This is a genomic window from Archangium gephyra (assembly GCF_042230915.1).
GTDB lineage: Bacteria > Myxococcota > Myxococcia > Myxococcales > Myxococcaceae > Archangium > Archangium gephyra_B.
This window is the reverse complement of sequence record NZ_CP102578.1, coordinates 143,105-167,065: the sequence shown is the minus strand read 5'-3', so window position 1 is coordinate 167,065 and position 23,961 is coordinate 143,105. Positions and strand designations below refer to the sequence as shown.

The following is a 23,961-nucleotide window of genomic DNA, read 5'->3' as shown; positions in this document are numbered from 1 at the left end:
CCATGAGTGACAGTCCCTCCTTCCATTGGCGCAACTACGCGCAGATGCAGCTCGCCCGCGGGGACCACCGCGGTGCACTCGAGACGCTGCGCCGGGGCCTCGGGCAGGAGCCGGAAGACCCCGAGTCCCATGCCCTGCTGTCGCTGGTGCTGCTGTCCCTCAAGCGCCCGCACGCCGCCGAGCACGAGGCCGGCATCGCCCTGTCGCTGGAGCCCCTGTTGCCCATGGCCCACGCCGCGGCGGCCTCGGTGGCCATGGCGCGCCGCCGCTTCAAGGACGCCGGGAAGCACCTCGACCAACTGCTGGTGCTGGAGCCCGACGACCCGAGCAACCTCCGCCTGCAGGCCCACTTCTTCGACCTGACGGGCAAGAAGGAGCTCAAGCGCGAGGCGCTGCAGCGGGCCATCGCCTTGGATGCGGACGACCCGGACACGATGGTGATGATGGGCGAGGACGCGCTGGAGCGAGGGGACGTGAAGCGCGCCGAGCAGTGGGCCCGTGACGCCCTCACCGCGCGGCCCGAGTTCCAGGACGGGCTGGTGCTCATGGGGCACGTGTACCTGCGCCAGGGCCGCATCGAGGACGCGCGCGAGCATGCGCTGTGGGCCCTGCGCCAGGACGCCTCCGACGAGGGCTCGCTGCGGCTGCTGGCCAGCATCAAGGCGCGGCAGAGCCCGCTGCTCGGCGTGTGGTGGCGCTACGCGATGTTCATGGGCTCGCTGGGCGACAACAAGAGCACGCTCGTGCTGCTGGGCGCGTATGTCGCCTACCGCTTCGCCACCCTCGCCGCGAAGGACCTGGGCCAACCCGGCCTCGCCGACATCATCCAGCTCGTCTGGATGGGGCTCGCCCTCTACACGTGGGTGGGCCCCGCCCTCTTCCAGCGTATGGTGCGTCAGGAGTTGGAAACGGTGCGGTTGGATGCGCGCTTCTGAGCCGGCCCCCACGGCCTGGGCGGTGCTCATCTTCCTCGGCCTCGCCACCTCCACGTGGTGGACGCACACCGACCTGGGCGACTCGCAGCTCTATCAGGTCCTCTCGCGCCACCTGGCCGAGGACGGCAGCTGGCTCGCCCTGCGCTACGTGCCCGACGTCCACCCGCGCTTCTTCGAGCACCTGCCCTTCGGCTTCTGGCCCTTCGCCCTCGTCATCCGCCTCTTCGGCGAGCGCGCCCTCTTCCCGCTGTGCACCGCCTTCTCGCTGGGCACCCTGCTGCTCACCGGCACCGTCGCCCGCCGCGCCGCGGGCACGTGGGCCGGCGTCACCGCCATGCTGGTGCTCTCCTTCCCCGATGGTTTCTTCACCCGCGCCGGCCAGCCCTTCCTCGAGCCCCTCCTGCTGCTGCTCGCCACCGCCTCCGCGGTGCCGCTGCTGCTCGGCGTTCCGCGTCCGCGCGACTGGCTGCTGTGTGGGGTGCTCGCCGCGCTGGCCTGCGGCGTGAAGGGGCCCTTTGGCGTGCTGCCCTTCGCCGGAGCCGCCGTCGGCCGAGCCCTCGCCGAGCGCTCCTTCCGGGTGCTCGTCACCGGCACCCTCGTGGGCCTCGCCGCCACCGTGCCCACCGTCCTCTTCCTCGTCACCCACCCGGACTGGTGGGAGGGCTATGTGCGCCACCAGGTCCTCGCCTCCGCCTCCGGCGCGCGCACCGACGGGCAGCTCTCCTGGTACATCCCCTTCCGGACCGTCCTCAGCCGCTTCTGGCCCGGGCTGCCCCTGCTCGTGGCCGGTGGCGTGCTCGCTCTCGGCCGGCCTCCTCGCGCCCTGCTGCCCGAGGGCACTCGCGACGAGGCCGGAGTCCGCCGCACCGCCCGCGTGCTGCTGATCGCCAGCCTCTTCGTCCTCTCCGCGCTCTGCATCCCGGGACGCAAGGTGTGGAACCACTCGCTCGTCGCCTTCCCGCTGCTGGCCATGCTCGTGGGCGTGGGGGTGGGCCCGTGGCTGGAGGCACGGCTCGCCTCGCCCGGGAAGGCGCGCGAGGCCACCCGGGGGCTGGCGGTGCTCGCGGGGGTGGTGCTGGTGGCGTCCCTGGCGGGCGCGGGCCGGCCGCTCTTTCCGAGGCGCTGTCCCCTCGCGGGGGCGCTGGGCCCGGAGACGGCGGACGTGCCGCCCGGGGCCCCGGTGCTGGTGGTGTCGACAGGGCACGAGTGGACCACCGTGGCCGCGTTCGCCGTCGAGCGGCGCTGGTCACCCTGGCGCCTCACGGGGTTGGGGACGGAGCTGCCCGCCGGAGGCCCCGCCGAGGCCCGCGTGGCCTTCGTCGCGGAGGGGGCCCCCGTGAGCGGCCCGGGCTGGCGCGAGGTGGGCCGCGACGGCCGCTGGCGGCTGCTGCGCAAGCCTTGAATCTGTTATCCAGGCTCGCGCATGGCCATCGACGACGCGTTCCCCGACGACAAGCAGCAGATGATGGAGAGCATCAACCGCTTCATGAGCGACTCCGTCCCGCACAACCACGAGCTGGGCCTGAGCGTGGTGGACCTCGGGGCGGCGGAGGCGACGCTGCGGCTGCCCTACTCGGAGAAGCTGGTGGGCAACCCCGAGACGGGTGTGCTGCACGGCGGCGCGGTGACGACGCTCATCGACGCCACGTGTGGCATCGCCGTCTTCATGAAGATGGCCCGGATGGCGCGCATCGCCACGTTGGACCTGCGCATCGACTACCTGCACCCGGCCATGCCCGGCAAGGAGCTGCTCGCGCGCGCCGAGTGCTACAAGCTCACGCGCGCGGTGGCCTTCGTGCGGGCGCTCGCGCATCACGGGGACCCCGCCAACCCGGTGGCCTCGGCACAGGGCACCTTCATCATCGTGGAGGACTGAGCCATGGACAGCACGCCCCCGACTCCCCCCACCCGCATCGCCAACCTCCTGCGCGAGGTGCGCCTCACCGGTGAGTACCAGTTGCTCACCGAGGCCATCCCCTACACGCGCTTCCTCGGCATCGGCGTGGAGAACACCACCGGCGAGGTGCTGTGCCGCATGCGCTACGCGCCCATGCTGATTGGCAACAGCTCCATCCCCGCGCTGCACGGCGGCACGCTCGGCGGGTTGATGGAGTCCGCCGCCATCTTCGAGCTGCTGCTGCGCACGCAGACGGACCGGGTGCCGAAAATCATCAGCATCACGGTGGACTTCCTGCGCTCGGGCAGGCCGCAGGACACGCTGGCCAAGGCGACGATTACACGGCTCGGCCGGCGCGTGGCCAATCTGCAGGTGCAGGCCTGGCAGGAGGACCGGAGCAGGCCCATCGCCAGCGCCAATGTCTTGTTCCTCGTGTCGTGAGGACCCCTGGGAACATGCGCTGACACACGGCCATTTCCCCTCGCCCTCCGGGAGAGGGACGGGGTGAGGGTATCGGGTGAACCCGGGTTGCGCTCCCGCTGTCCACACCGAGGGCCACGGGTTGGAGAACGGGCCCGGATACCCTCACCCTGACCCTCTCCCGAGGGGAGAGGGGATAGCTTCGTCCACTTCCTTGAAGAGGATTAGAGCTCTTGGCCCTCGTGGCGCGCGGGCTGCGGCCGCCGTGCCGCCTCCTCCTCCGCGAGCGCCCGCAGCGTCTTCTGCGCGAGCCGCACGCCCCACTGCTCGCCCACCTCCTTCGCCTCCTGCAGCACCAGCGGCTGGGCCGCGAGGAAGCGCTTGCCGGCCGGGGACTCGTGGAAGGCGATCGCCGCGTCCAGATCCTCCTCGCTGAAGTGCTTCATGTAGACCGGCACCAGCAGGTCCACCATGGACTCCTCCCGCGCCACCTCGCGGAACTTCTCCAGGAATCCCGGTGGGATGTTCGACGCGCGCTGGAAGTGCTGGGTCATCATGTCCATCATCATCCTGCCCGTGTCCTCCGCCCCCGTGGCCGCCATCAGCCTGCGCACCTTCTGCTGCTTGCGCTGGGTGGCCTGCGCCTCGGGGCCGAACACCTTCTGGGTGAGCGCCCGGGCCTGGGCACGGCGGGCGGCGTCGGAGCCGGTGTCCGGAGAGGACGCCTCGGCCGCGGTGGCCGGAGCCGGGTCCGCGGCCGGGCCCGCGCTCGAATGCGCGCAGCCCACCGCTAAGACAGCGAGGAGACACCACCGCCAGGACGCCAGGGGATTGATGGAGCGCAACGCGAAGCCCTCCGCGACGAGAGGCCTTCCACGATAGTCCCCTCGCCCACGCGCCCGTAAAGGGGGGGGTCCCCGCTCAGTGTGGATGCACCGACACGGTGTACGCCCGGCGCTCCCCGTCCCGCGTCCACACCAGCATCGTGGTGGTGCCCGGCTCAAGGGGCACGAGCCGCAGCGTGCCATCGCCCAGCACCTTCACGTCCACGACGCTCGTGGCCCCCACCGCCACGCGCGCCAGCCCGGGCATCGCGAGCTCGACGGGCGTCCCCATCTCCAGCGTGACGGGCACGGCGTCCTGGCTCGAGGCCGCCACCGGCTCCCGCGTCCGCCACACCAGGACGTCCGCCCCGGCGAGCACCAGCCCCAGGCCGGCCACCACCGTCACCACCGGCAGCCAGCGTGGCCCCGAGGGGGGCGCCAGCCCCGCCAGCAGCGCGTCCATGGAGGGGAAGCGCGCCTCGAGCACCAGCGCCAGCCCCCGGTCCAGCGCGGCCCGCACGGAGCCGGGCAGCCGAGGCCCTCGCGGCACCGGCACCCGGCGCCAGCGCGCCTCGCCCCGGGCCCGCGCATCGAAGGGGCGCACCCCATACAGCGCCTCGTGGAGCGCCACGCAGAAGCTGAACTGGTCCCCGCGCGCGTCCACCTCGCGGCCCGCGAGCTGCTCGGGCGACATGTACGCGGGCGTCCCCGGCACCGCGCCCGCCCGGGTGAGCGCCTCGCCCGCGTCTCCGGCTCCGGCGTCTCCCAGGAGCCCCTCGTCCCCCCCGGCCCCGTGGCGCACCAGCCCGAAGTCCGTGACGCGGGGCCGTCCGTCCGCGCCCACCAGCACGTTGGCCGGCTTGAAGTCCCGGTGCACCAGGCCCGCGCGGTGCGCCGCCGCCAGCCCCTCGCCCGCCTGGACGAAGAGGGCGAGCACCTCGCGCCACGGCCGCTCGCGCTCGCGCAGCCAGCCCGCCAGCGTGGGGCCCTCCACCCGCTCCATCGCGAGGAAGACGCTCCCGCCCTCCGTCCCCAACTCGAAGAGGGGCAGCACGTTGGGGTGCGAGAGGCGCGCCATCGCCTGGGCCTCGCGCACCAGCCGCGCCTGGGCCTCCTCCCCTCCCCCGCCCGGGCGCAGCAGCTTCAGCGCCACCGTGCGCCCCAGCGCCGGGTCTCTCGCCGCGTACACCACGCCCATGCCGCCCTCGCCGAGCAGCCCCTCGACGACGTAGCGGCCCACTGGGGCACCCGGGGCGAGCGCGGGCGCTCCGGTGTGCACGGGCAGCGTGGGCGCGCCCGTGTCCAGGCAGGTGGGAGCGCTGGAGTCACCGGGCCCCGAGGCCTCGGCCGCCACCGCCGCCACCAGGGCCCGGCACGCGGCGCACCCGTCCAGGTGTCGTTCCAGCCGCGGCGTGTCCTCGTGGGCCAGCGCACCCGAGGCGAAACCCGCGAGCACATTCTCGTCCGGGCACCCGTCCGGCGCGCGCAACCTCGATTCCAGGGGCATCTGGCCTCCATTGTCGCAGGCGCCCGCCGCCACGGGAAGCCACCGGCTCCCAGCCAGCCAGGTCAGGCCCTGCCAGGAGGGAGGTTCCGGCCGCGATGGGGAGCAACTGGTCCTACTGTCGGACCAGTCGGCACGCCACGCGGCCGGAAGGTGCTCCGCCCATTCCCGCGGGAGCACCCCTGAAGGACTTGTCCCCCGGGCTCAGCCCTGGACGACGACCTTGTACGCCTTGCGCGCCCCGTCCTTCGTCCACGTCAGCAGCGTCGTCTCGCCCGCCTTGAGCCCGGTGATGCGCACGCCCACCGAGTCCTTCTTGTCCGTCTTGTCGGCCACGGAGATGTCGACCGTCTCCGGGTCCCCCACGGCGATGCGCACGAGGTTTTTCACCTCCAGGGTGTACACCTCGCCCTTCTTGACGCTGAGCGTCTCCGAGGGGACGGTGGGGCCGCCCTGGGCCGCCGCGGGAGCCCCCTGCTCCGCGCCCGCCGCCGTGCCGAGCACCGCCACCGCCGTCACCGCCAGCACGCCCATCATCTTCTTCACGTTCTTCATGGTGTCCTCCGGGATTTGCCGCGTTCTGCCCGGGTGACACCGGTGGCCGCGCGGTGTTGCACGGCGGCGCGAAAAAACCTCACGAGCCCTCGCCGTGCCCGGTGCTGGCGAGCAGCGCGGAGAGGCTCTGGTCGAGCTGCGCGGGCACGTCGCGCAGGAAGCTGTGCAGCTCGCCGGAGGACAGGCGCAGGCGCTCGGCGAGGCGGGAGCGGGTACCGGCGAGCACCTCCTCGCGGGCGTGGGCGAGCCAGCGGGAGACGGTGGACTTGTGGGTGCGGTACGCGGTGCCGATGCGCTCCAGGCTCAACCCCTCGACGAGGTGGAGGCGGAGCACGGTGCGCTCGCGCGAGGGCAGGGAGGCGAGCGCCTCGGCGAGGGCGGCCTGGAAGTCGGCCCGGTGGCGCTGGCGCAGGAGCTCCAATTCCGGGTGGGTGCCACCGGGGAGGGTGGCCTCGGCGAGGGCCTCCTCTTCGGCGCGGGCCTGGCGTTGGGCGGAGCGGCGCAGGTTGAGGGCAGTGCGGACGGCGGCGGCGCGCAGCCACGCGGCGAGCGGGCCCTGGCCGAGGTAGCCGGCGAGGCGCGGCGGCTGGCCCGAATCGGAGGTGAGGAGCTTCTCGCGCAGTACCTGGCACACCTCGGAGACGGCATCGGCGCCTGGGTGCACGCGGGCGACGGCGGAGGCCACCTTGGGGAGGAAGTGCGCGTCCAGGGCGGCCTGGGCGGCGGCATCCCCGTGCACGCAGGCACAGGCGAGGAAGAGATCCGCGGCGGGCAGGGCGCGCAGGGTGCGCTCGGGCTCGGGGCCTGGAGAGGAGAGCCGCTCGGCGAGGTGGCGGAGGAAGACGGCGTCCTCGAGCCGCACCCGGGGCCAGGCCGCGCGGGCGGAGGCGAGCAGCTCCGCGAGCACCGTCTCCAGCGAGGGCAGCGCCGCGTACCCACGGGCCTCGGGGCGCAGGTGGGGAACGAGCAACCGGGCGAGCGGCGAAGGGTGGGACATGGAGGTGGCGGACCCGGACGGGAATTACAGGATGGAGCGGGGCTCCCCTCCTTTCTTACAGGGACTGGGAAGGCGGTTTGAACCCGGAGCCACCGGAATTCCCTGGCTGGGGAGCGCCGTGTCCCCCCGGGGTGCCGGGAGGAGAACACCGCGAGTGACGGAGTGAAGACGGAGGGCCTGTCGGGGCAGCGCACTTCCCCGGCCGTTCCCCGGCACAGCCCATGCTTGTAGCGGAAAGGGACAGGGCCGTTGCGGGAGTGGTTCTCGGGGGCGGTGCGGGGGTGGTGATGGGAGTGCGGGAGTTGAAGGAGCAGGCGCTGGACCTGTACTCGAGGCGGAAGTTCGCCGAGTGCGCGCGCACCTACGGGAAGCTGCTGGAGCTGGAGCCGAGGGATCCACATCTGTACGTGCGCCACGCCGAGGCGTGGAGGCGAGCGGGAGATCGGCAGAAGGCGATCAGCTCGTACCGGACGGCGGCGGAGCTGTTGCTGCAGCTGGGGTGCGAGGCGAGGGCGCGGGCGGCGTTGAAGGTGGCGCTGGAGCTGGACCCGAGGGACAACGAGGTGGCGCGGGCGCTGGAGCGGCTGTCGAGCGCGAACGCGGCGCGCCAGGCGGTGCACGTGCCGCCGGCGGTGCCGCCGCCCACCACGCGCATCCCCGAGCACAAGCGGGACATGGTGGAGCTGCACACGCGCCAGGCGAACGTCCCGGGGCGGCTGGCATTGCCCCCGGCGCCGGCATTGCCCGCGGCGCCACTGCCATCTCCGGCCGAGGTGCGCCGGCTGTCGGGGAACACGATCGCCATGAGGGCGGCGCCGGGGACGCGCTGGGTGGTCATCTCCTCGCGCACGCCGCTGACGGCCTACGAGGTGGACGAGCTCGAGCGGGTGATGTCGCGGGAGTTCACGCTGGAAGTGACGGTGACGCCCGAGGGCTGAGCCGCGCCAGCGGTCTGCTCGAGCAGGGCCACGGCCGCTGACAGCGAATCCCTCGCACGGACGCGCTCACCCACCTGGGCTGCGCGCGCGCGCAGGGTGGAGTCCTCGCGGAGGCGGACGAGGGCGCTCGCCAACCGCTCCACCCCGAGCTGCTTGCGGGAGAGCGAGAGGCCCAGCCCGGCGGTGCGCACGAAGTGCGCGTTCATGAACTGATCCAACATGTGGGGAACGACGAGCTGGGGGACACCGGCCCGGGTGGACGCGGCGGTGGTGCCCGCGCCACCGTGGTGGAGGACGCCCGCCAGCCGGGGGAAGAGGGCCCCGTGGGAGAGCGGCCCCACCACCTGGATGTGCGAGCCCAGCTTCCCGGTGCCCAGGCCCGCCCAGCCCGAAGACAGCAGGGCACGGCACCCGGCGCGCCGGGCGGCCTCGGCGAGCAGCTGGCTGGTCCGCTCCGGATCCGTATCCGGCATGCTGCCGAAGCCGAGGTAGACGGGGGGCTCGCCCTCCGAGAGGAATTGCTCGACGGCGGCCGGCAGGGGCCGGGGATCCTCGAGGTGGAAGGCGCCGACTTGAGGCACGGGGAGATCCGGCGGCGCGGGCGCCACTTCCGGATCCACGGCCAGCAGCGAGACGCCAGGCTCGGTGGGGAAGACGTGGCGGATGGCACAGGAGACGGGCGGGAGCCCCTCGTCCTGGCGCAGCCGGTTGAGCGTGGGGAGCAGGATGCGATCGTAGAGGGGACGGATGCTCCTCCAGCCGAGCCGGTTGAGCCAGCGCGGCGTCCCGGCGATGGGAAGCATCATGGGCGGGTGCCAGGCCGAGGGCAGCAGCTGCGGCGTATAGGCGACGTAGCGGAAGGGGACGCGGGCGGCCTCGGCGGCACTGCGCGCGGTGAGCGTCGCACCCGCGGCGACGATCAGCTCCGGCCCGTGGACCAGGGGGAACAGCGCGGCCCACTCGGAGCGGATCGCCTCCGGAATGATGCGGTTCATCAAGCGGATGGCATTCAACGGCCGCCGTGGATCCAACTCGGAGCGGTGGCGCGCGATCAGCGCCTGGAAGTCCATGCCCACGGGCGCGAAGGGCACCTCGAAGGCCGCAGCTTCGGAGGCAAAGGTGGGCGTGGCCGCCAGCAGGACCTCATGCCCGGCGCGGCGCAGCGCCGTGGCGAGCGCCAGCATGGGTTGGAAGTCTCCACGGGTACCGCACGCCACGACGAGGATGCGCATGAGGCGGGAGTCTACCCGCCCCATCCGGAAGACAGCGATCCGGGCCCTTCGCCCAGGGCCGGCTACAGGGTGGCGACGTCCTCGTGCTCCGTGGCGGGCTCGGGCTCGTGGGAGAAGAGCTCCTGCTCGGTGGACATGTTCTGCTCGGCGGGCTCGGGGGCCTGCACCATGGCCTCACAGTGCCCGCTCTTGCGCTTGGGGTGGCAGTGGCGCACGCCGTAGACGTGGTGGCACCCGCACGCATCCACCCGCTTCTTGCTGCACACGGCCGGGTTGAACACCGGTGCCGTCTTCACCTCGACGGGTCCCGCGTTCACCGTCATCGCCACCAGCAGCGCTCCGAGAATCCCCATCTCCCTACCCCCTTGAAGCTCCGGAATAGGAATGGGAATTCTTCAGTGAAGGGGCAACTGCGGGAGCCCTGTGGACGACATCTGGAAGCGACCAGCCGTTGATCGGTCGTACGCCTGGCCGCTCGCTCTGTCCGTCAGCTTCCAAAGGACGGTTCCGTCGCTGCCAGCGGTTGAATCACTCCGGGAGGAATCGCCATGAGCTGGACGCAAAGGTTGGAGAAGGTCGCCGAGGGTCACTTCGTCCTGCCGAAGACCAAGACGATGCGGGTGGATGCGCACCTGTTCCTCTCGGACAAACTGCTGTGGGGCGAGGGCCCCGAGCTGCCCGGCCTGGAGGAAGGCGTCTTCGATCAGGTGGTCAACGCGGCCTCCTTCCCCGGGGTGACGCGGGTGGCGGTGACGCCGGACTGTCATCTGGGCTACGGCGTGCCCATCGGCACGGTGGTGGAGACGGACGGCATCCTGCTGCCCACCGCGGCGGGGTACGACATCGGCTGCGGCATGGTGCAGCTCAAGACGACGCTGACGGCCGAGGACGTGGCGGACCCGGCGAAGCGCCGCGAGTGGATCAACGAGGTGACGAAGCGCATCGCGGTGGGCGTGGGGGCCTCGCGGGTGCAGAAGCAGCGGAGCGTCAACGCGCGCACGTTCGCCGAGGTGGTGCGCCACGGGGCCAAGGCGCTGGGCCGCACCGCGTCCACGACGGAGCGTGACTTCATCCCGGTGGAGGATGACCGGGTGGACATCCCCGAGCGGGCCTACGGCAAGAGGGATCAGCTGGGGAGCCTCGGGGGCGGCAACCACTTCACGGAGATGCAGGTGGATGAGGACGGCCGCGTGTGGGTGATGTTGCACACGGGGAGCCGGGGCTTCGGGTGGAACATCGCGAAGCACTACTTCGTGGAGGGCGCGGCGGCGCTGGGGCTGAGCAAGCGCAGCGAGGACTTCATCTGGCTGGACGCGGAGAGCCGGCTGGGGCGCGAGTACTGGAACCTGCACAACATGGCGGCCAACTTCGCGGTGGCCAACCGGCTCATCATCGGCGAGGCGGTGTGCGCGGCGCTCGAGGAGGTGTTCGGCGGGACGGCGGACATCTATTACGAGATTTCCCACAACCTCATCCAGAAGGAGGCGGGGAAGTTCGTGGCGCGCAAGGGGGCGACGCGGGCGTTCCCGGGCGGGCACCCGGCGCTGCGCAAGACGCAGTGGGAGAAGACGGGGCACCCGATTCTCATTCCGGGCTCGATGGAGACGGGCAGCGCCATCCTCTTCGCGGAGGAGGGGGCGGAGCAGTCCATCTACTCGGTGAACCACGGCTCGGGGCGGCGGATGTCGCGAGGCGAGGCGCGGCGGGTGCTCAACCAGTCCGAGACGGACCGGCGCATGGCGGAGGCGGGCATCCTGCTCAACACGCGGACGACGCCGCTGGACGAGTCAGGGCCCTGCTACAAGAACCTGGACGACGTGCTGTCCACGGTGGAGATGGCGGGCCTGGCGAAGGTGGACAAGCGCCTCAAGCCCATCGCCTGCATCAAGGGCGCGGACTGAGCCCCCAATCCCTGGCGGCTCTCATGTCCCCACGGCGCCCACCACCCCTCTCCCCTCGGGAGAGGAGCCCCCCGTCGTTCAAAGGGGGGGCAAGCCCCCCAGGGTGAGGGTGCCACGCTTCCCAGGTTGAAGCCGTGCCCGCGTTACAAGCTCGCGGACTCGTGGGCCCACGACGAGGAGGGGCGGTGGTGCGGCTCCTCCTCGTCCAGCGGGGCGCCGAGCCGCTCGAGCACGGGGGCGACGTACATGCGGAACAGGCTCGCATCCGGCATCTGCCAGCCGGGCTTGCCCTCTCCGCCGCAGTCGGGGCAGTGGGGCTGGCCGAAACAGGCACACGCCCCGCAGGCGGCGGCCAGCTCGGCGTTGCGCTCGACGACGCTCTCGTAGGCGGCGAAATCCAGACGCCGGCGGGCATTGCGGCGGCGCTCACCGCGCAACCGGCCCGCCTCCACGGCCTCGTCCTCGTGGGTAGCCAGCGTCTTCATCCCTGCCGCGAACTGTCGAGCGTCCATGCGTCCTCCCTGGCGGAGTGAACTGCCCACGTCTTGCGCGTCCTTGAGACTGCCCCCTCACTGCCGGGTGACAGCGCGACAGCCGGGACCGCCGGTCTCACCCAGCTACACATGATAGGGGCATTGGCTGAAAAGCCATATCCCCGACGCTCGAAATGTGAGGTTTTGCCCGCAGAAAGACGTATGGTTTGCCCGTATCAAACAGACACAGTCGCGAGAGCCGGAAAAAAGGCTCCCCTGTTTTTCTTGTCTTCCAACCAATCCCTTCTCAAAAACCGGTGCTGAGGGCCCGGCGAGGCGCGGTGGCGCTCGCCCAGGGGCCTCACCCGGGCCGCCGCCGTCCGCGGGCCCCGAGAGAGCGGAGGCTCCTCCCACCGGACCCGGGTGTTACCTAGAAAACCGAGAGAGCCGAAAAATCCCACATTTTCTGTTACATTGAGAAAAGCTTTGCCCCCCCTGGCACGAGATTGGACCCCTCCATGCGGGCATGGAACGAGCAGCCCACCGCGGCGCGGACGCGTATCCCCTGGCAATCCCTGCACTCTTTCGGAAGCGAGCGGCTCGCTGCACTGTGTCATGCGGTGGGCTTCGACGCCCGCGATACCCAGACAGTGCGAGGCACCTTCGAGCGCATGTGCGGCGACTGGGGAGAGCGAGTCATTGGAAAAATACCGGCGTGGCGGTCAGCCATCACGGATGACCACACACCGTTCGAGCTGTCACTGGCCATGGAGGGAGGACAGCCCGAGGTGCGCTTCCTGCTGGAGGCGCAGGGAGCGCCCACCACGCTGCGCTCGAGCTGGGAGGCCGCGCTGGCGCTCAACGAGCGGCTGCACCGCGAGCTGGGCGTCGAGCTGGAGCGCTTCGAGCAGGTGAAGGAGCTCTTCGAGCCGGTGGATGCGCGGGCCCGCTTCGGGCTCTGGCACGCCGTGGGTGTCTCTCCGGGCAAAGCCCCCTCGTTCAAGGTGTACCTCAACCCGTTCGCCCGGGGCCCCGAGGGCGCGGAGGAGCTGGTGCGGCGTGCCTTCGAGCGGCTCGGCTGCGCCGAGGCGTGGCGCTTCCTGTCCACCGTGGCCATGCGCCGGGGAAGTCAGGACCAGCCCATCTACTTCTCGTTGGACCTGTCGGCCCAGAGCACCGCGCGCATCAAGGTCTACCTCGCCCACTGGAACGCGGCGGCGGAGGACATCGACGCCGTCATGGCGCTGGCCCCCGAGTACGCCCCCGGCGAGTCGCGCGGCTTCTGCCAGGCGTTGCATGAGGGCGTGGGCCTCTTCCGCGGGACCCGGCCGACCCTCACCTGCCTCTCCTTCACCTCCGACGAGCCCCGGCGCCCCTCCAGCGTCACGCTGCACTTCCCCCTCCGCTGCTACGCGGCGAACGACGCCGACGCGCTGCGGCGCATCCGTCCCCTGCTCGACACGGAGTCCCGGGTCCTGTTGGAGCGCTCGGTGAGGGCCATCGCCCGCCGGCCGCTGGAGGACGGGGTGGGGCTCATCCAGTGGGTCTCCATGCGGCGGCAGGGCGGCGGGCGGCGGGCCACCTTCTACCTGGCCACCGAGGCCTACGGCGGAGCGCAACCATGAGACGGGTCCTGCAACACATCGAGCTGCGCAAGGCGGAGCTGGCGAGGTCTCCCTTCATCGCCTTCCTCGAGGACGCGAGCCTCGAGCCCCGGCAGCGGTTGGGCTTCGCCCCGGGCCTCGCGCCGTTCGTGATGGGGTTCGCGGACCTGAACACGTACGTCCTGCGCGACGAGGCCTCCGAGGAGCCCATCCAACGGCTCATCAACACGCACACCCGGGAGGACGACCATCACTGGGGCATGTTCCTGAGGGACCTGCGGACGCTGGAGCTGAACGCCCCGATGGACTTCACTGGAGCGCTCGAGCGGCTGTGGGGAGAGCACTGCAAGCGGGCGCGCCAGCTCATCTACGGACTGGTGGCGCTGGTGTCGGCGGAGCGCCCGGTGATGCGGCTGGCCGTGGTGGAGAGCATCGAGGCCGCCGGGAGCGTGGGCTTCAGCCGGTTCAGCCAGGTGGCGCGCGAGCTGGAGGCGAGGACGGGCAAGCGGCTCGTCTACTTCGGGGAGACACACGCGGGGCTGGAGAGCGGGCACGTGATGGGGAGCGGGGACGCCGAGGCGGTGCTCGCGGCCATCGAGCTGACACCGGAGCAGGTGGAGCGGGCGTGCGGACTGGTGGACAGGACCTTCGCCCTCTTCCACGCGATGGGCGACGAGCTGTTGGCCCATGCCCGGCGGAGCCTGGAGGACAAGCGGACCGCGGCGTAGCCCCCGCGCCCGGGGTACGAGAGCGCCCACACGCCCCGGGTGGGCAGAGGCCTCGGTGGGCTCGTCGGCGCCCGGGAGGACACGCTAGGATGGACGGCCGAGATGACCGCGCCGTCCCCTGCCCCCCCCCATCCGTCCTCGCGTGAGACCGAGCTCGCGCGCGCCGAGTCCGAGCTGGCCAGCCAGGAAGCGCGGCTCGGGGAGCAGCTCACCCGGGCGGCGGCGGAAGCCGAGAGCCACGCGCGCCGGCTGCTGGAGCTGAGACAGCAGGTGGAGCGGGTGTCGGCCGAGCGCCCCGAGGACGAGCACGTGCGCGCGGCGGGCACGCGGTTGGAATCGGCCTCGGGGCACACGGGCGCCACGGAGGAGGCGCGGGAGCGGGCGCTGGCGGCGCGCCACGAGGCCCTGGAGGCGCGGCGCCGGGCGGCACAGGAGGCGCAGCGGACGCTGCAGACGCTGCAACAGCTCAACACCCGGGCGCAGCAGGAGCTGGCCGAGGCGGAAGCGGGGCTGAAGCGCTCGGCCGAGGCGGCGGCGAAGGCGCAGCGGGAGCGCGAGGCAGCGGCGCGGCGGCCAGCGCGGGCGGCGGCGCAGGGGAACACGACGCAGGTGGAGCCCAACCCCCAGGGGGCGCGGTCGCGGGTGCGGATGGTGGCGGCGATCGACCCGCGCAGCGACTCGAACTTCTTCACGGGCTTCACCACGAACATCCAGGAGGGCGGCATCTTCGTGGCGACGGTGCAGTCGGTGCCGCGAGGGACGACGGTGGACCTGGACGTGCTGCTACCGGGGACGCGGTCCATGACGGTGACGGGAGTGGTGCGCTGGACGCGCGAGGTGAACGACAAGACGCCCGAGCTGATGCCGGGGCTGGGCGTGAAGTTCACGTACCTGCCGCCGGAGGTGTCATCGGTCATCTCCGACTTCGTGGCCACGCGCGAGCCGATGTTCTTCCCGGACTGAGCATCTCCGTCACATCCCCGCCCCATCTCCCCTCGCCCCCCGGGAGAGGGACAGGGTGAGGGTGCCACGCCTCCCGGGTTGAACCCCCGAGCCGGAGCGTCCCTGGTAGAGTGCCTCTCTCATCGAAGGGGGGAAACAAAGCCATGAATGATGTGCGTGAAGCGCCAGGGGGTGGACGCGGCCGTGGGTTTGTCTTCGCGGCGATCGGAGTCCTGCTCGTTGCCGGTCTGGCGGTGGCTGCCTACGCCCAGGCCCACCAACGCCTCTCCCAGACCCACCAACGCCTCTCGGAGATACTCCTGGTGACCAGTCTCGGCGAGGTGGCCGCGCAACAGGGACGCCTGGACGAAGCCCGCGCCTCCTACCAGCAGGCCCTCGACAGCACCCGCGCCCTGGCCACGGACGACCCCGCCAACACCTCGCTTCAACGCCAGCTCAACGCCCTGCTCCACAAGCTTGGTGATGGCGCGCAGCAACAGGGGCGCCTGGACGAGGCCCGCTCCTTCTTCCAGCAGGCCCTGGACAGCACGCAGGCCCTGGCCAAGGCGGACCCGTCCAACACCTCGCTCCAGCGCGACCTCTCCCTCGGGCTCGACAAGCTCGGCGTCGTGGCGCTGCAGCAGGGGCGTCCGGACGAGGCCCGCTCCTTCCTCCAGCAAGCCCTGGACACCACCCAGGCCCTGGCCAAGGCAGACCCCTCCAATCCCTCGCTTCAGCGCGACCTCGCCCTCGGCCTCGGCAGGCTGGGTGAGCTGGCGGAGCAACAGGGCAACCTGGACGAGGCCCTCGCCCTCCTCCAGAAGGCCCACGGCATCCACCAAGCCCTCGCCCAGGCAACCCCCTCCAACGCCACCCTTCAGCGCAAACTCGCCGACAGCCTGCAGCGGCTCGGCTACGTGGCCGAGCAACAGCAACGCATGGACGAGGCGCGCTCCCTCTTCCAGCAGTCCCTGGAGGTCACCCAGGCCCTCGCCAAGACGGAGCCCTCCAACACCACCCTGCGCAGCGACCTCGGCTTCATCCTCGACAAGCTCGGCGACGTGGCCGCGAAACAGGGACGCCTGGACGACTCCCGCTCCTTCGCGCAGCAGTCCCTGGAGGTCACCCAGGCCCTCGCCCAGGCAGTCCCCGCCAAGCGCTCCTTTCAGCTCGCGCTCTCCAACCAGCTCAACAAGCTCGGCTACACGGCCGATCAACAGGGGCGCCTGGACGAGGCCCGCTCGTACTGGCAGAAGGCCCTGGAGGTCCAGCAGCCGCTGGCCAAGGCAGCCCCCTCCCACCTCTCCCTTCAGCTCACGCTCTCCGCCCAGCTCCACAGTCTCGGCAGCCTGGCCATGAGACAGAAGCGCCTGGACGAGGCCCTCCCCTTCTTCCAGCAAGCCCTGGACATCACCCAGGCCCTGAACCAGGCGAACCCTTCCAACCGCGTCCTCCAGCGCCACCTCGTCAGCAGCCTCGACAGGCTTGGCTACCTCGCCGACGAGCAGAAGCGCCCGGCCGAGGCCCGCTCCTTCTTCCAGCGGTCCGTGGAGCTGCGCCAGGCCCTGGCCGAGGCGGACCCCTCGGATGCCCAGCTCAAGTTGGATTGGGCCTACAGCGAGGTGATGCTCGCCAGTGCATCCTTCCGTACCGGCGACCGCCAGGCGGGGAAGACCCATCGCACCACCGGGGAGCGGCTGCTCGACGACCCGCAGCTCAAGAACCTCCCCGGCTACCACTCCGCCCGTTACTGGCTGGCGGTTCTGCCCCGCTGACAGGCCCCACCCGTGGGCTCACAGCGCCACGCCCACCTCGAGCAGCGTGAGCCCATACATCATCCCGAGCCCCGGCCTGTCCGTGCCCACGCCCACCCCCAGCTCGAGCACGGACACCTGCGCGCCCCCCAGCGTGAAGCGCGCGGGCGCCAGCGTCACCCCGAGCCCCACCGAGGGCCCCGCCACCGGCACGGGGTGCTCGGGCGTCAGGAAGTCCAGCCTGTCTCCGAACAGGCCCGTGAGGCTCACCAGCGCCGCGGGCGCCCACCACCCCTGGCGCTGCACCCCCGCCCCCACCCGCACCGCCAGCGCCGAGCCCAGCCCCGTCAGGCCGCTCGCGTCCACCTGCAGCAGCCACCGCCCATCCACCGTGTCCCGCAGCCCGAAGCCGCCGCCCACGCCCCCTTGGGTGCGCGCCGCCGAGAGGTACGCCGTCACCCCCGAGCGCCCATACAGCGAGAGCTGATGACGCGGGGGCTCGGCCTCCTCACGCGGAGCGGGCGAGGTGGCCAGGGCGGAGAGCACGACCAGCGCGGAGACACTCATGGCAGCGGACCCTCGGCCCAGAAGGAGAGCCCGGCGGCGGACAGCCGGGTGACGTCGGTGAGGAAGTCGAAGTCCAGCGTGGACGGCACGTCGCTGGCCTTGTGGTAGTGCGGGTTGCGGAAGTTGGCCGTGTCGGTGAGGAAGAGCGCGCTGTGCCCCGCCATCCAGAAGGGCGCATGGTCGCTGCGCATGAGGTTGCCCGAGGCCGGCCCGGTGCCGTCGTTCGGCGTCACCACGCCCCGCAGGAATCCGCCGTACCCCAGCCGCTCTCCCACCGTGTACAGCTCCTCCAGCCGCGGGCGCGACTGCGCGTTGGCCACCGCCGCGAGGAAGTCTCCCGTGCTCGGAATGGGGAAGCCCGGCAGGCCCTGCTGCGCGCCGGGGCGTGCGTCCTTGTACCCGACGCAGTCGAAGATGAGCGAGGCCACGATCTCCTCCCCCGGGCCCGACTGCACGTAGCGCGTGCTGCCCACCAGCCCGATCTCCTCCAGATCGAAGCCCACGAAGCGCACCGTGCGCGCGAAGCGCTTGCCCGCCGCCAGCCGCGCCATCTCCAGCATCGCCGCCACGCCCGAGCTGTTGTCATCCGCGCCCGAGTAGAACGCGTCGTAATGCGCCCCCACCACCACCACCTCATCGGGGTGCTCGGCGCCGGGCAGCTCGGCGAGGACGTTGACGGTGGGGAAGCGTTCATCCTGCGTCTCGTGCGTGCTCACGCTGTAGCCGAGCGCCTCGAAGCGCTCGCGCACGAGCTGGCGCGCCTTCTCGCGGGTGACGTGGCACACGGGCCGGCGCGTGGTGTCGATCACCGACGTGTCGAAGAGGGCGCAGTCCAGCGGCGTATCCGTGTCATGCGCGGCGACGAACGCGTCCACGTCCGACACCAGGCGGCCCTTCTCCACGCCCGCGGAGAAATCCCCGGCGCGCGAGACGGCGGCGTCCTCGACGGAGGGCCGAGAGGCGCAGGACACGGCGAGCAGCAGGAGCGCGGCGGACAGGGGCCTCACAGGCTCACCCCCAGGTGGACGAGGCCGAACTGCAGGCGCAGGGTGGAGCCGGGCCGGTTGAGCGTGGTGCCCCACTGCAACTCCAGGGCGCTCACGGTGAAGTGGCGGAAGGCGAAGCGCAGGGGCGCGGCGTGCACGGCCACGTAGGCGGGCCCGAGTTGCGCGGCCTGCTGGCGCGAGAGGTCATCGGGGAAACCACCCTCGGGCGGGAGGATGATGGGCAGGCCGCTCACCCCCAGCTCGGGGCCCACCGCGGGCCGCCACCGCCCCAGCTGCGTGGAGAGCAGCGCGCGGGCGTACACCTCCACCGGGAGGTTGCCGCGGCCAGCGGGGGCCCAGCGCAGCCCGCCGCCGAGCCGCCAGGCGCCGAGCTCGTACGCATAGGAGGCATCGAGCCCGAGCCGGGGCGCGGTGACGTTGTAGACGCCGCCGTTGGTGAGGGTGACGGCGGTGACACCAAGGGACACATCGTGTCCGGCGGCCGCGGCGCCCGGGAGGAGCGCGGCGGTGAGGAGCAACCAGGGACGCATGGGCGCGGGACCCTACCCCGCTCGCCCCGGGGAGGCTACGCCCCGATCATCGCCACGCCGAGGATGAGCCGCTCCAGCAGCCCGATGACGTAGTGCGTGGGCCCGGAGATGAGCTTGCTGCCGAAGAAGATGACGGCGATGAGCAGCAGGGGCCCCAGCGCGAGCACCCGCTGCCAGGGGCCGAGGAGCCGCTGGGGCAGGAGCCCCTCGAGGACGCGGCTGCCATCGAGCGGGGGCACGGGCAGCAGGTTGAAGAGGGCCAGGCCCACGTTGGCCACCATCATGATCTTCAGGAAGAACTCGAGCCCGGGATTGGCGGGGAGGAAGCCCGGGGCCAGGCGCCAGGTGAGGCCGAAGGCAATGGCACTCAGCGCGGCCAGCACGAGGTTGGACAGGGGCCCGGCCGCGGCGGTGAGCATCCACCCGGTGCGCATGGAGACATCGCGGCGGAAGCGCGAGGGGTCCACGGGCACGGGTTTGGCCCAGCCGAACGGGATGCCGAGCAGCGGCAGCAGCAGCGTGCCGAAGAGGTCGATGTGCACGAGCGGGTTGAGGCTGAAGCGGCCCATGCGCTCGGCGGTGTCGTCTCCGAGGAGCCGCGCGCTCCAGGCGTGGGCGAACTCGTGGACGGTGAGGGAGAGGACGAGCGGAATGAGCATCAACGCCCGTTCCATGAGGGGCTGGGAGTCCATATGGGCTCTGCCAATAAGCACCGGGGGAGCGGCCCGCCATCGGAGTGAACACGGCCGTCCGGAGAGCAGCCGGCCAGCCATGCACTCCCTCTCCCTCTGGGAGAGGGTGGGGGTGAGGGTCTCCCGCCAGCCCCTGGCCCGTTCCCACGCCCCACCCCACCTTTGCGGCGAACCGAGCCGAAGGGGAACGGGGAATGCGCGTCCATCATCTCAACTGCATCACCATGTGCCCACCGGGCGGACGGCTGATGGATGGGCGCTGGCGGCCCAAGGGAGTGCCGGCGGCGCTGGTGTGCCACACCCTGCTGGTGGAGACGGAGCAGGGGCTGGTGCTGGTGGACACGGGCTTCGGGCTCGAGGACGTGCGCAACCCGAGGCCCCGGCTGAGTCCCTTCTTCCTCAACCTCAACCGCCCGCGCTTCAACGAGGACATGACGGCGATCCGGCAGATCGAGCGCCTGGGCTTCAAGGCCGGGGACGTGCGGCACATCGTGCTGACGCACCTGGACTTCGACCACGCCGGAGGGCTGGACGACTTCCCGGCGGCGCGGGTGCACGTGATGGCGGCCGAGGCGGAAGCGGCGGTGGCGCAGGCGACGTGGCTGGACCGGCGGCGCTTCCGGCCGAGGCAGTGGAGCACGCAGCCGCACTGGGTGACGTACCCCATGCCCTTCGGGGGCGAGCGCTGGTTCGGCTTCGAGTGCGTGCGCGAGCTGGCGGGGCTGCCGCCGGAGATCCTCCTGGTGCCGCTGGTGGGGCACACGCTGGGGCACACGGGCGTGGCGGTGCAGCGCTCCGACGGGTGGCTGCTGCACGCGGGTGACGCGTACTTCTTCCACGAGGAGATGGACCCGTACCAGCCGCGGTGCACGCCGGGCCTGTTGGCCTATCAGGAGCTCATGCAGAAGGACGGGCGGCTGCGGAAGCTCAACCAGGAGCGGTTGCGCGACCTGGTGCGCCTGCACAGCCGGGACGTGCGTGTCTTCTGCGCGCACGACGCCGTGGAGTTCGAGCGCCTCGAGGAGGAGTCTCGCGCCCAGCTGCAGCGCGGCCCGGAGGCCCCGGAGGAGCCGAAGGTGCGGCTGCCCGAGCCGCCCCTTCCGAACATCCCCACGGTGTGAGCCTCCCGGAGGCTCCAGCGGGGGCTACAGCTTGATGTTCTCGTGCTTCACCAGCGCGGTGAGCGCCTCCTCCATCACCGCGCGCGCCGCCGCCGTGTACCGGTAGAGCAGCGCGTGCACCTGCCGGTCCGCCTCGTTCCGGTTCTCGCAGTGCTTCGAGTACTCCTCGAAGGCCTGCAGACTGCTGACAATCTGGGACAGGTGGTTGGGACACTCGCACTGCACCGCGCTGGAGACCTCCAGCAACACGCCCAGCTGCTCGGGCGAGTAGAGCGGCGCCTTCGGCGTGGCCGGCACCGTCACCGTGGACACCGCGCCCGGTGCCCCCAGCTGCAGCGCTGGCGTCGAGGCCGAGGCCGTGGGCGCCTGGGCCGGCGCGGGTGCCGCCGCCTTCACCGGCTGGGGCTGCAGCATGTCGTCCAGCACCGCCAGGTGCACGTGCGCGCGCAGCAGTGACAGGGAGATGGGCCCCTGCAGCAACCGCACCTTGCCCGCCGGGTACTGCTGCAGCACCCCACGCCGCGCGAAGCGGTACGTGACGATGGCGTGCCGCGCCCCACTGCCCTCCAGCAGCGCCGGCACCACCCCCGTCTGCACCCCGTTCAGCTCCAGGAAGTCCAACGCCAGCACGTCCGGCCGTACCTTCGGCACCTCCTCCCGGAAGGCCTCCACCGACGAGCCCGACCACACCACTTCCACATCCCGCAGCGCCTGCGGATTCTCCCGGAGCTGCGCCGGATAGGACTCACCCAGAAGGGCCAGCTTCACCATGACTCACCTCGCGAACTTCTTCGACATGGTGAACCAGCCGCTTATTCCGCTCAACCGGATTAATGCACCATCCCTGGAGGCTGTGTGCTGGCGCCCACTTCCCGGCTCGCCGCCACCAGCGGGAGTTCGACGGTGAACGTCGCGCCCTCGCCCTCCCGGCTCTCCACCCGCACGCTGCCCCCGTGCGCCTCCACCAGTTGCCGGACGATGTAGAGGCCCAGCCCGAAGCCCTCCTTCTTCTCGCCCTGGGCCGGGGCCTTCTTGAAGCGCTCGAAGATGGTGCGCTGCTGCTCCACGGGAATGCCCGGCCCGTGGTCTCGCACCCGCAGCCGCCCATGGCCCTCCGTGCGCTCCACCCGCAGCTCGATGGGCTGGCCCTTGCCGTACTTGAAGGCGTTGGACAGCAGGTTCGTCAGCACCCGCTCCAGCCGCAGCCGGTCCCACCGCCCCACCACCCCCGGCTCCACGTCCAGCACCAGCCGGCTGCCCGCCTCCACCGCCTGCTCGGCGTGCCGCTCCGCCGCCTCCCGCGCCAGCTCCGCCAGGTCCACCTCCCCCACCTCCAACTCCAGCCTCCCCGAGGACAGCCGCGACAGGTCCAACAGGTTGTGCAGCAGCCTCCCCAGCCGCTGCGTGTGGCGTACCGCCGCGGTGAGCACCTCGCGCAGCTTGTCCGGATCCGCCGGGGGCGTGCGCCGCAGCTTGCCCAGCATCAGTTGCAGCGCCTGCAACGGATTGCCCAGGTCGTGCGCCGCCACGCCGATGAGGTCCAACGCCGCCTGGGCCTCGCGCAGCAGCCGCGCGTTCTCCAGCGACAGCGCCGCCCGCCCCGCCAGCTCCTCGATGAACACCTGGTCCGTCTCCGTGAAGCGCCGCTCCGCCCGCTGCGACACCAGCATCAGCACTCCCACCGCGCGCCCCGCCACGCGCAGCGGCACCACCAGGTACGAGACGGCCCCCAGCTCCTTCATGCGCTCCAGCGACTCGGCGTCCTCCGCCGCCTCCTTCATCGTCTCCGGCGTCACCTGGAGGCGCTCCGTCTTCCCCGTGCGCAGCGCCTGCCAGGCCCCGTGCGGCAGATCCAGCCGGGGCCCGCCCCGGTGGTGGAGGAGCTCCCAGAAGAGCCGCTCCTTCTCCGGCGATACGTGGACGACGGCACGCGGCTGCAGCTCGCCCTCGGGCGTGAGCAGGAAGAGCAGGCATCCATCGGCCAGCTCCGGCACCAGCAGCCGCACCAGCTCCACCACCGCGTGGTCCGGCTCCTTCTCGGTGAGGAAGAGCCGCTCGGCCTCGGCGAAGAGGTGCTGGGCGCGCTCCATGCGCTTGCGCTCGGAGCTGTCGCGCGTGAGCACCGCGAAGCCCTCGAGCCGGCCGTCCGCGTCACGCAACGCGGTGATGAGCGACTCGGCCCAGAAGCGCGAGCCGTCCTTGCGCAACCCGGGGCCCTCCCACTCCAGCCGCCCCTCGCGCGCCGCCCGCTCCAGGTCCCGGCGCGGCTGGCCCTCCTCCCGCGCCTCCGGCGTGTAGAAGAGGGCGCCCGTGCGGCCGATCATCTCCTCGGCCCGCCAGCCGTGGATGCGCTCGGCGCCGGGATTCCAGCTCACCACCCGGCCCTCCGGGTCCAACATGTAGAGGGCGTAGTCCTTCACCCCCTCCACCAGCAGCCGGAAGCGCGCCTGGCTGGCCTGGGCCTCGTGGTGCAGGGGCCACAACGCGCGGGTGAGCACCCAGGCCAGCCCCATGGCCACCAGCAGCCCCAGCGTGGCCACGACGATGATGAGCCAGAAGGCCCGCTGCTCCGCCCGGTCGGCCCGCAGCGTCCGCCGGGCGAACTCGTCCTCGGTGTACACGGACAGCCAGTCCAGCGCCTCGTACGTCTGGTGGCGGGCCTCGTCCACCCGGGCGCGCAGCACCGCCAGCGCCTGCTCGGAGACGCCCCGCCCCCAGGCTTCCCTCAGCTTCAGCGTGGCGTCCTCGTGCGCCTGCTCGGCCTGGGCCAGCCCGTCCAACAGGCCGTGCTCGCGCCGCGCGTCCTCGTGCGAGCGGAGAATCCGCAACAGCGCCTGGAACTGGATGCGCGCCTGCCGCGCCTCCTCCAGCAGGGACGCCTCGCCCGTGAGGGCATGCCCCTGCTGGCTGGCGATCTTGTCACTGAAGGCCCGGTGCAACTGCTCCACCGCCACCCGGTGCCGCACGGCGCTCTCGGAGATGTGCTCATCGCCGGTGAGCACCGAGCTCAGCGCGAGCGCGGTGATGGCGGCGATGGCCAGGGCCACCCCCAGCGAGGCGGCGAGCCCCACGGCGATGCGCCTCGCGAAAGTCCAGGGACGCCTCAAGCTCCTCCTCCCCACCTACCCGGGCCGGCCTACCCATACAAAGTGGCGCCCCCGCGCACCCGCAGGAATCGGGGCTCGCGGGCAGGGCGACGTCGGAAAGCGGGCAATCCCCCTGCCCCCGGGGGCAGCCCCATCCGTTCAGCACCGGGCGGCGCTCCCCCTGGGGCCTCTTCCATCCCGAGGGGAGCCATCCCAGGTTGTGCCCCAGGGCCACTCGAAGGCCGGGTAGAGGG

24 protein-coding genes are annotated in these 23,961 nt (G+C 71.8%); 11 read left to right on the top strand and 13 right to left on the bottom strand.

Features of this window, described 5'->3' with window-relative positions; genetic code table 11:
- The first annotated feature begins 2 nt into the window (after positions 1-2).
- From NR798_RS00725 to NR798_RS00710, 4 genes are read left to right on the top strand one after another with little or no spacing between them, the layout of a single operon-like run.
- Positions 3-935 (top strand): tetratricopeptide repeat protein, encoded by a 933-nt coding sequence (locus tag NR798_RS00725; RefSeq protein WP_375769437.1) that lies wholly within the window; start codon positions 3-5, stop codon positions 933-935.
- Complete coding sequence (locus tag NR798_RS00720; RefSeq protein WP_375769436.1) at positions 922-2,337, top strand: ArnT family glycosyltransferase; 1,416 nt, start codon at positions 922-924, stop codon at positions 2,335-2,337. Before NR798_RS00725 ends, NR798_RS00720 begins: the two co-directional genes overlap by 14 nt.
- A 21-nt stretch (positions 2,338-2,358) precedes the next feature.
- Positions 2,359-2,811, top strand: a complete 453-nt coding sequence (locus tag NR798_RS00715) for a PaaI family thioesterase (protein ID WP_375769435.1) — start codon at positions 2,359-2,361, stop codon at positions 2,809-2,811.
- 3 nt (positions 2,812-2,814) lie between these two features.
- Positions 2,815-3,273 carry a PaaI family thioesterase gene (locus NR798_RS00710; protein WP_375769434.1) on the top strand — a complete coding sequence of 153 codons (459 nt, stop codon included), beginning with the start codon at positions 2,815-2,817 and terminating at the stop codon, positions 3,271-3,273.
- A gap of 203 nt (positions 3,274-3,476) precedes the next feature.
- On the opposite strand, the gene NR798_RS00705 is transcribed toward NR798_RS00710, so the two are convergent.
- The 4 genes from NR798_RS00705 to NR798_RS00690 form a co-directional block, all read right to left on the bottom strand.
- Positions 3,477-4,040 (bottom strand): DUF2059 domain-containing protein, encoded by a 564-nt coding sequence (locus tag NR798_RS00705; protein WP_375769433.1) that lies wholly within the window; start codon positions 4,038-4,040, stop codon positions 3,477-3,479.
- 133 nt (positions 4,041-4,173) lie between these two features.
- Positions 4,174-5,583, bottom strand: coding sequence for a protein kinase (locus NR798_RS00700; protein ID WP_375769432.1), 1,410 nt, complete (start codon positions 5,581-5,583; stop codon positions 4,174-4,176).
- A 201-nt stretch (positions 5,584-5,784) separates the two neighbouring features.
- The gene (locus tag NR798_RS00695; RefSeq protein WP_375769431.1) at positions 5,785-6,135 is read right to left on the bottom strand and encodes a pilus assembly protein N-terminal domain-containing protein; all 351 of its coding nucleotides are present in this window, start codon (positions 6,133-6,135) and stop codon (positions 5,785-5,787) included.
- 79 nt (positions 6,136-6,214) lie between these two features.
- Positions 6,215-7,132 (bottom strand): sigma-70 family RNA polymerase sigma factor, encoded by a 918-nt coding sequence (locus NR798_RS00690; RefSeq protein WP_375769430.1) that lies wholly within the window; start codon positions 7,130-7,132, stop codon positions 6,215-6,217.
- Between the two features lie 287 nt (positions 7,133-7,419).
- Here NR798_RS00690 and NR798_RS00685 point away from each other — a divergent pair, with 287 nt between their 5' ends.
- On the top strand, positions 7,420-8,070 hold the full coding sequence (locus NR798_RS00685; RefSeq protein ID WP_375769429.1) for a tetratricopeptide repeat protein: 651 nt from the start codon (positions 7,420-7,422) through the stop codon (positions 8,068-8,070).
- Here NR798_RS00685 and NR798_RS00680 read toward each other — a convergent pair.
- The gene (locus NR798_RS00680; protein ID WP_375769428.1) at positions 7,995-9,302 is read right to left on the bottom strand and encodes a glycosyltransferase; all 1,308 of its coding nucleotides are present in this window, start codon (positions 9,300-9,302) and stop codon (positions 7,995-7,997) included. The two genes, NR798_RS00685 and NR798_RS00680, sit on opposite strands and share 76 nt — an antisense overlap.
- A gap of 62 nt (positions 9,303-9,364) precedes the next feature.
- The gene (locus tag NR798_RS00675; RefSeq protein WP_375769427.1) at positions 9,365-9,655 is read right to left on the bottom strand and encodes a hypothetical protein; all 291 of its coding nucleotides are present in this window, start codon (positions 9,653-9,655) and stop codon (positions 9,365-9,367) included.
- 195 nt (positions 9,656-9,850) lie between these two features.
- Between NR798_RS00675 and NR798_RS00670 the strand changes: the two genes are divergently transcribed.
- Positions 9,851-11,203: an RtcB family protein gene (locus NR798_RS00670; RefSeq protein WP_375769426.1), complete on the top strand. Its 1,353-nt coding sequence runs from the start codon at positions 9,851-9,853 to the stop codon at positions 11,201-11,203.
- Positions 11,204-11,346: 143 nt separating this feature from the next.
- Here the strand turns inward: NR798_RS00670 and NR798_RS00665 are convergent, their stop codons facing one another.
- A complete protein-coding gene (locus tag NR798_RS00665; protein ID WP_375769425.1) occupies positions 11,347-11,715 on the bottom strand; it encodes a hypothetical protein in 369 nt (122 codons plus the stop codon).
- A gap of 479 nt (positions 11,716-12,194) precedes the next feature.
- On the opposite strand from NR798_RS00665, the gene NR798_RS00660 reads away from it, so the two are divergent.
- From NR798_RS00660 to NR798_RS00645, 4 genes are all read left to right on the top strand, one after another.
- Positions 12,195-13,301 (top strand): tryptophan dimethylallyltransferase family protein, encoded by a 1,107-nt coding sequence (locus tag NR798_RS00660; protein ID WP_375769424.1) that lies wholly within the window; start codon positions 12,195-12,197, stop codon positions 13,299-13,301.
- On the top strand, positions 13,298-14,008 hold the full coding sequence (locus NR798_RS00655; protein WP_375769423.1) for a hypothetical protein: 711 nt from the start codon (positions 13,298-13,300) through the stop codon (positions 14,006-14,008). Before NR798_RS00660 ends, NR798_RS00655 begins: the two co-directional genes overlap by 4 nt.
- 102 nt (positions 14,009-14,110) lie before the next feature.
- On the top strand, positions 14,111-14,971 hold the full coding sequence (locus tag NR798_RS00650; RefSeq protein WP_375769422.1) for a TIGR02266 family protein: 861 nt from the start codon (positions 14,111-14,113) through the stop codon (positions 14,969-14,971).
- Between the two features lie 143 nt (positions 14,972-15,114).
- Entirely contained in the window at positions 15,115-16,725 is a 1,611-nt protein-coding gene (locus tag NR798_RS00645; RefSeq protein ID WP_375769421.1) for a tetratricopeptide repeat protein, read from the top strand.
- An 18-nt stretch (positions 16,726-16,743) separates the two neighbouring features.
- Here NR798_RS00645 and NR798_RS00640 read toward each other — a convergent pair whose 3' ends face one another.
- Genes NR798_RS00640 through NR798_RS00625 form a run of 4 tightly spaced genes read right to left on the bottom strand, consistent with a single transcriptional unit; the run spans position 16,744 to position 19,467 of the window.
- The gene (locus NR798_RS00640) at positions 16,744-17,271 is read right to left on the bottom strand and encodes a hypothetical protein (protein WP_375769420.1); all 528 of its coding nucleotides are present in this window, start codon (positions 17,269-17,271) and stop codon (positions 16,744-16,746) included.
- Positions 17,268-18,278 carry a M28 family peptidase gene (locus NR798_RS00635; RefSeq protein WP_375769419.1) on the bottom strand — a complete coding sequence of 337 codons (1,011 nt, stop codon included), beginning with the start codon at positions 18,276-18,278 and terminating at the stop codon, positions 17,268-17,270. The genes NR798_RS00640 and NR798_RS00635 overlap by 4 nt, the downstream gene beginning before the upstream one ends.
- Positions 18,275-18,808 (bottom strand): hypothetical protein, encoded by a 534-nt coding sequence (locus tag NR798_RS00630; RefSeq protein ID WP_375769418.1) that lies wholly within the window; start codon positions 18,806-18,808, stop codon positions 18,275-18,277. The genes NR798_RS00635 and NR798_RS00630 overlap by 4 nt, the downstream gene beginning before the upstream one ends.
- A gap of 35 nt (positions 18,809-18,843) precedes the next feature.
- Positions 18,844-19,467 carry a site-2 protease family protein gene (locus NR798_RS00625; RefSeq protein WP_375769417.1) on the bottom strand — a complete coding sequence of 208 codons (624 nt, stop codon included), beginning with the start codon at positions 19,465-19,467 and terminating at the stop codon, positions 18,844-18,846.
- Between the two features lie 227 nt (positions 19,468-19,694).
- Between NR798_RS00625 and NR798_RS00620 the strand changes: the two genes are divergently transcribed.
- Positions 19,695-20,621 (top strand): MBL fold metallo-hydrolase, encoded by a 927-nt coding sequence (locus tag NR798_RS00620; protein ID WP_375769416.1) that lies wholly within the window; start codon positions 19,695-19,697, stop codon positions 20,619-20,621.
- Between the two features lie 24 nt (positions 20,622-20,645).
- On the opposite strand, the gene NR798_RS00615 is transcribed toward NR798_RS00620, so the two are convergent.
- Positions 20,646-21,392 (bottom strand): hypothetical protein, encoded by a 747-nt coding sequence (locus NR798_RS00615; protein WP_375769415.1) that lies wholly within the window; start codon positions 21,390-21,392, stop codon positions 20,646-20,648.
- A gap of 59 nt (positions 21,393-21,451) precedes the next feature.
- Positions 21,452-23,728, bottom strand: a complete 2,277-nt coding sequence (locus tag NR798_RS00610) for an ATP-binding protein (protein ID WP_375769414.1) — start codon at positions 23,726-23,728, stop codon at positions 21,452-21,454.
- Positions 23,729-23,961 lie beyond the last annotated feature (233 nt).

Excerpts from the sequence above, each read along its gene's own strand:
- NR798_RS00660 (WP_375769424.1), top strand. The coding sequence starts at position 12,195 with ATGCGGGCATGGAACGAGCAGCCCACCGCGGCGCGGACGCGTATCCCC.
- NR798_RS00655 (WP_375769423.1), top strand. The coding sequence starts at position 13,298 with ATGAGACGGGTCCTGCAACACATCGAGCTGCGCAAGGCGGAGCTGGCG.
- NR798_RS00685 (WP_375769429.1), top strand. The coding sequence starts at position 7,420 with ATGGGAGTGCGGGAGTTGAAGGAGCAGGCGCTGGACCTGTACTCGAGG.
- NR798_RS00720 (WP_375769436.1), top strand. The coding sequence starts at position 922 with ATGCGCGCTTCTGAGCCGGCCCCCACGGCCTGGGCGGTGCTCATCTTC.
- NR798_RS00695 (WP_375769431.1), bottom strand. The coding sequence starts at position 6,135 with ATGAAGAACGTGAAGAAGATGATGGGCGTGCTGGCGGTGACGGCGGTG.
- NR798_RS00645 (WP_375769421.1), top strand. The coding sequence starts at position 15,115 with ATGAATGATGTGCGTGAAGCGCCAGGGGGTGGACGCGGCCGTGGGTTT.
- NR798_RS00665 (WP_375769425.1), bottom strand. The coding sequence starts at position 11,715 with ATGGACGCTCGACAGTTCGCGGCAGGGATGAAGACGCTGGCTACCCAC.
- NR798_RS00650 (WP_375769422.1), top strand. The coding sequence starts at position 14,111 with ATGACCGCGCCGTCCCCTGCCCCCCCCCATCCGTCCTCGCGTGAGACC.
- NR798_RS00615 (WP_375769415.1), bottom strand. The coding sequence starts at position 21,392 with ATGGTGAAGCTGGCCCTTCTGGGTGAGTCCTATCCGGCGCAGCTCCGG.
- NR798_RS00715 (WP_375769435.1), top strand. The coding sequence starts at position 2,359 with ATGGCCATCGACGACGCGTTCCCCGACGACAAGCAGCAGATGATGGAG.
- NR798_RS00700 (WP_375769432.1), bottom strand. The coding sequence starts at position 5,583 with ATGCCCCTGGAATCGAGGTTGCGCGCGCCGGACGGGTGCCCGGACGAG.
- NR798_RS00620 (WP_375769416.1), top strand. The coding sequence starts at position 19,695 with ATGCGCGTCCATCATCTCAACTGCATCACCATGTGCCCACCGGGCGGA.
- NR798_RS00710 (WP_375769434.1), top strand. The coding sequence starts at position 2,815 with ATGGACAGCACGCCCCCGACTCCCCCCACCCGCATCGCCAACCTCCTG.
- NR798_RS00680 (WP_375769428.1), bottom strand. The coding sequence starts at position 9,302 with ATGCGCATCCTCGTCGTGGCGTGCGGTACCCGTGGAGACTTCCAACCC.
- NR798_RS00625 (WP_375769417.1), bottom strand. The coding sequence starts at position 19,467 with ATGCTCATTCCGCTCGTCCTCTCCCTCACCGTCCACGAGTTCGCCCAC.
- NR798_RS00725 (WP_375769437.1), top strand. The coding sequence starts at position 3 with ATGAGTGACAGTCCCTCCTTCCATTGGCGCAACTACGCGCAGATGCAG.
- NR798_RS00675 (WP_375769427.1), bottom strand. The coding sequence starts at position 9,655 with ATGGGGATTCTCGGAGCGCTGCTGGTGGCGATGACGGTGAACGCGGGA.
- NR798_RS00640 (WP_375769420.1), bottom strand. The coding sequence starts at position 17,271 with ATGAGTGTCTCCGCGCTGGTCGTGCTCTCCGCCCTGGCCACCTCGCCC.
- NR798_RS00630 (WP_375769418.1), bottom strand. The coding sequence starts at position 18,808 with ATGCGTCCCTGGTTGCTCCTCACCGCCGCGCTCCTCCCGGGCGCCGCG.
- NR798_RS00690 (WP_375769430.1), bottom strand. The coding sequence starts at position 7,132 with ATGTCCCACCCTTCGCCGCTCGCCCGGTTGCTCGTTCCCCACCTGCGC.
- NR798_RS00670 (WP_375769426.1), top strand. The coding sequence starts at position 9,851 with ATGAGCTGGACGCAAAGGTTGGAGAAGGTCGCCGAGGGTCACTTCGTC.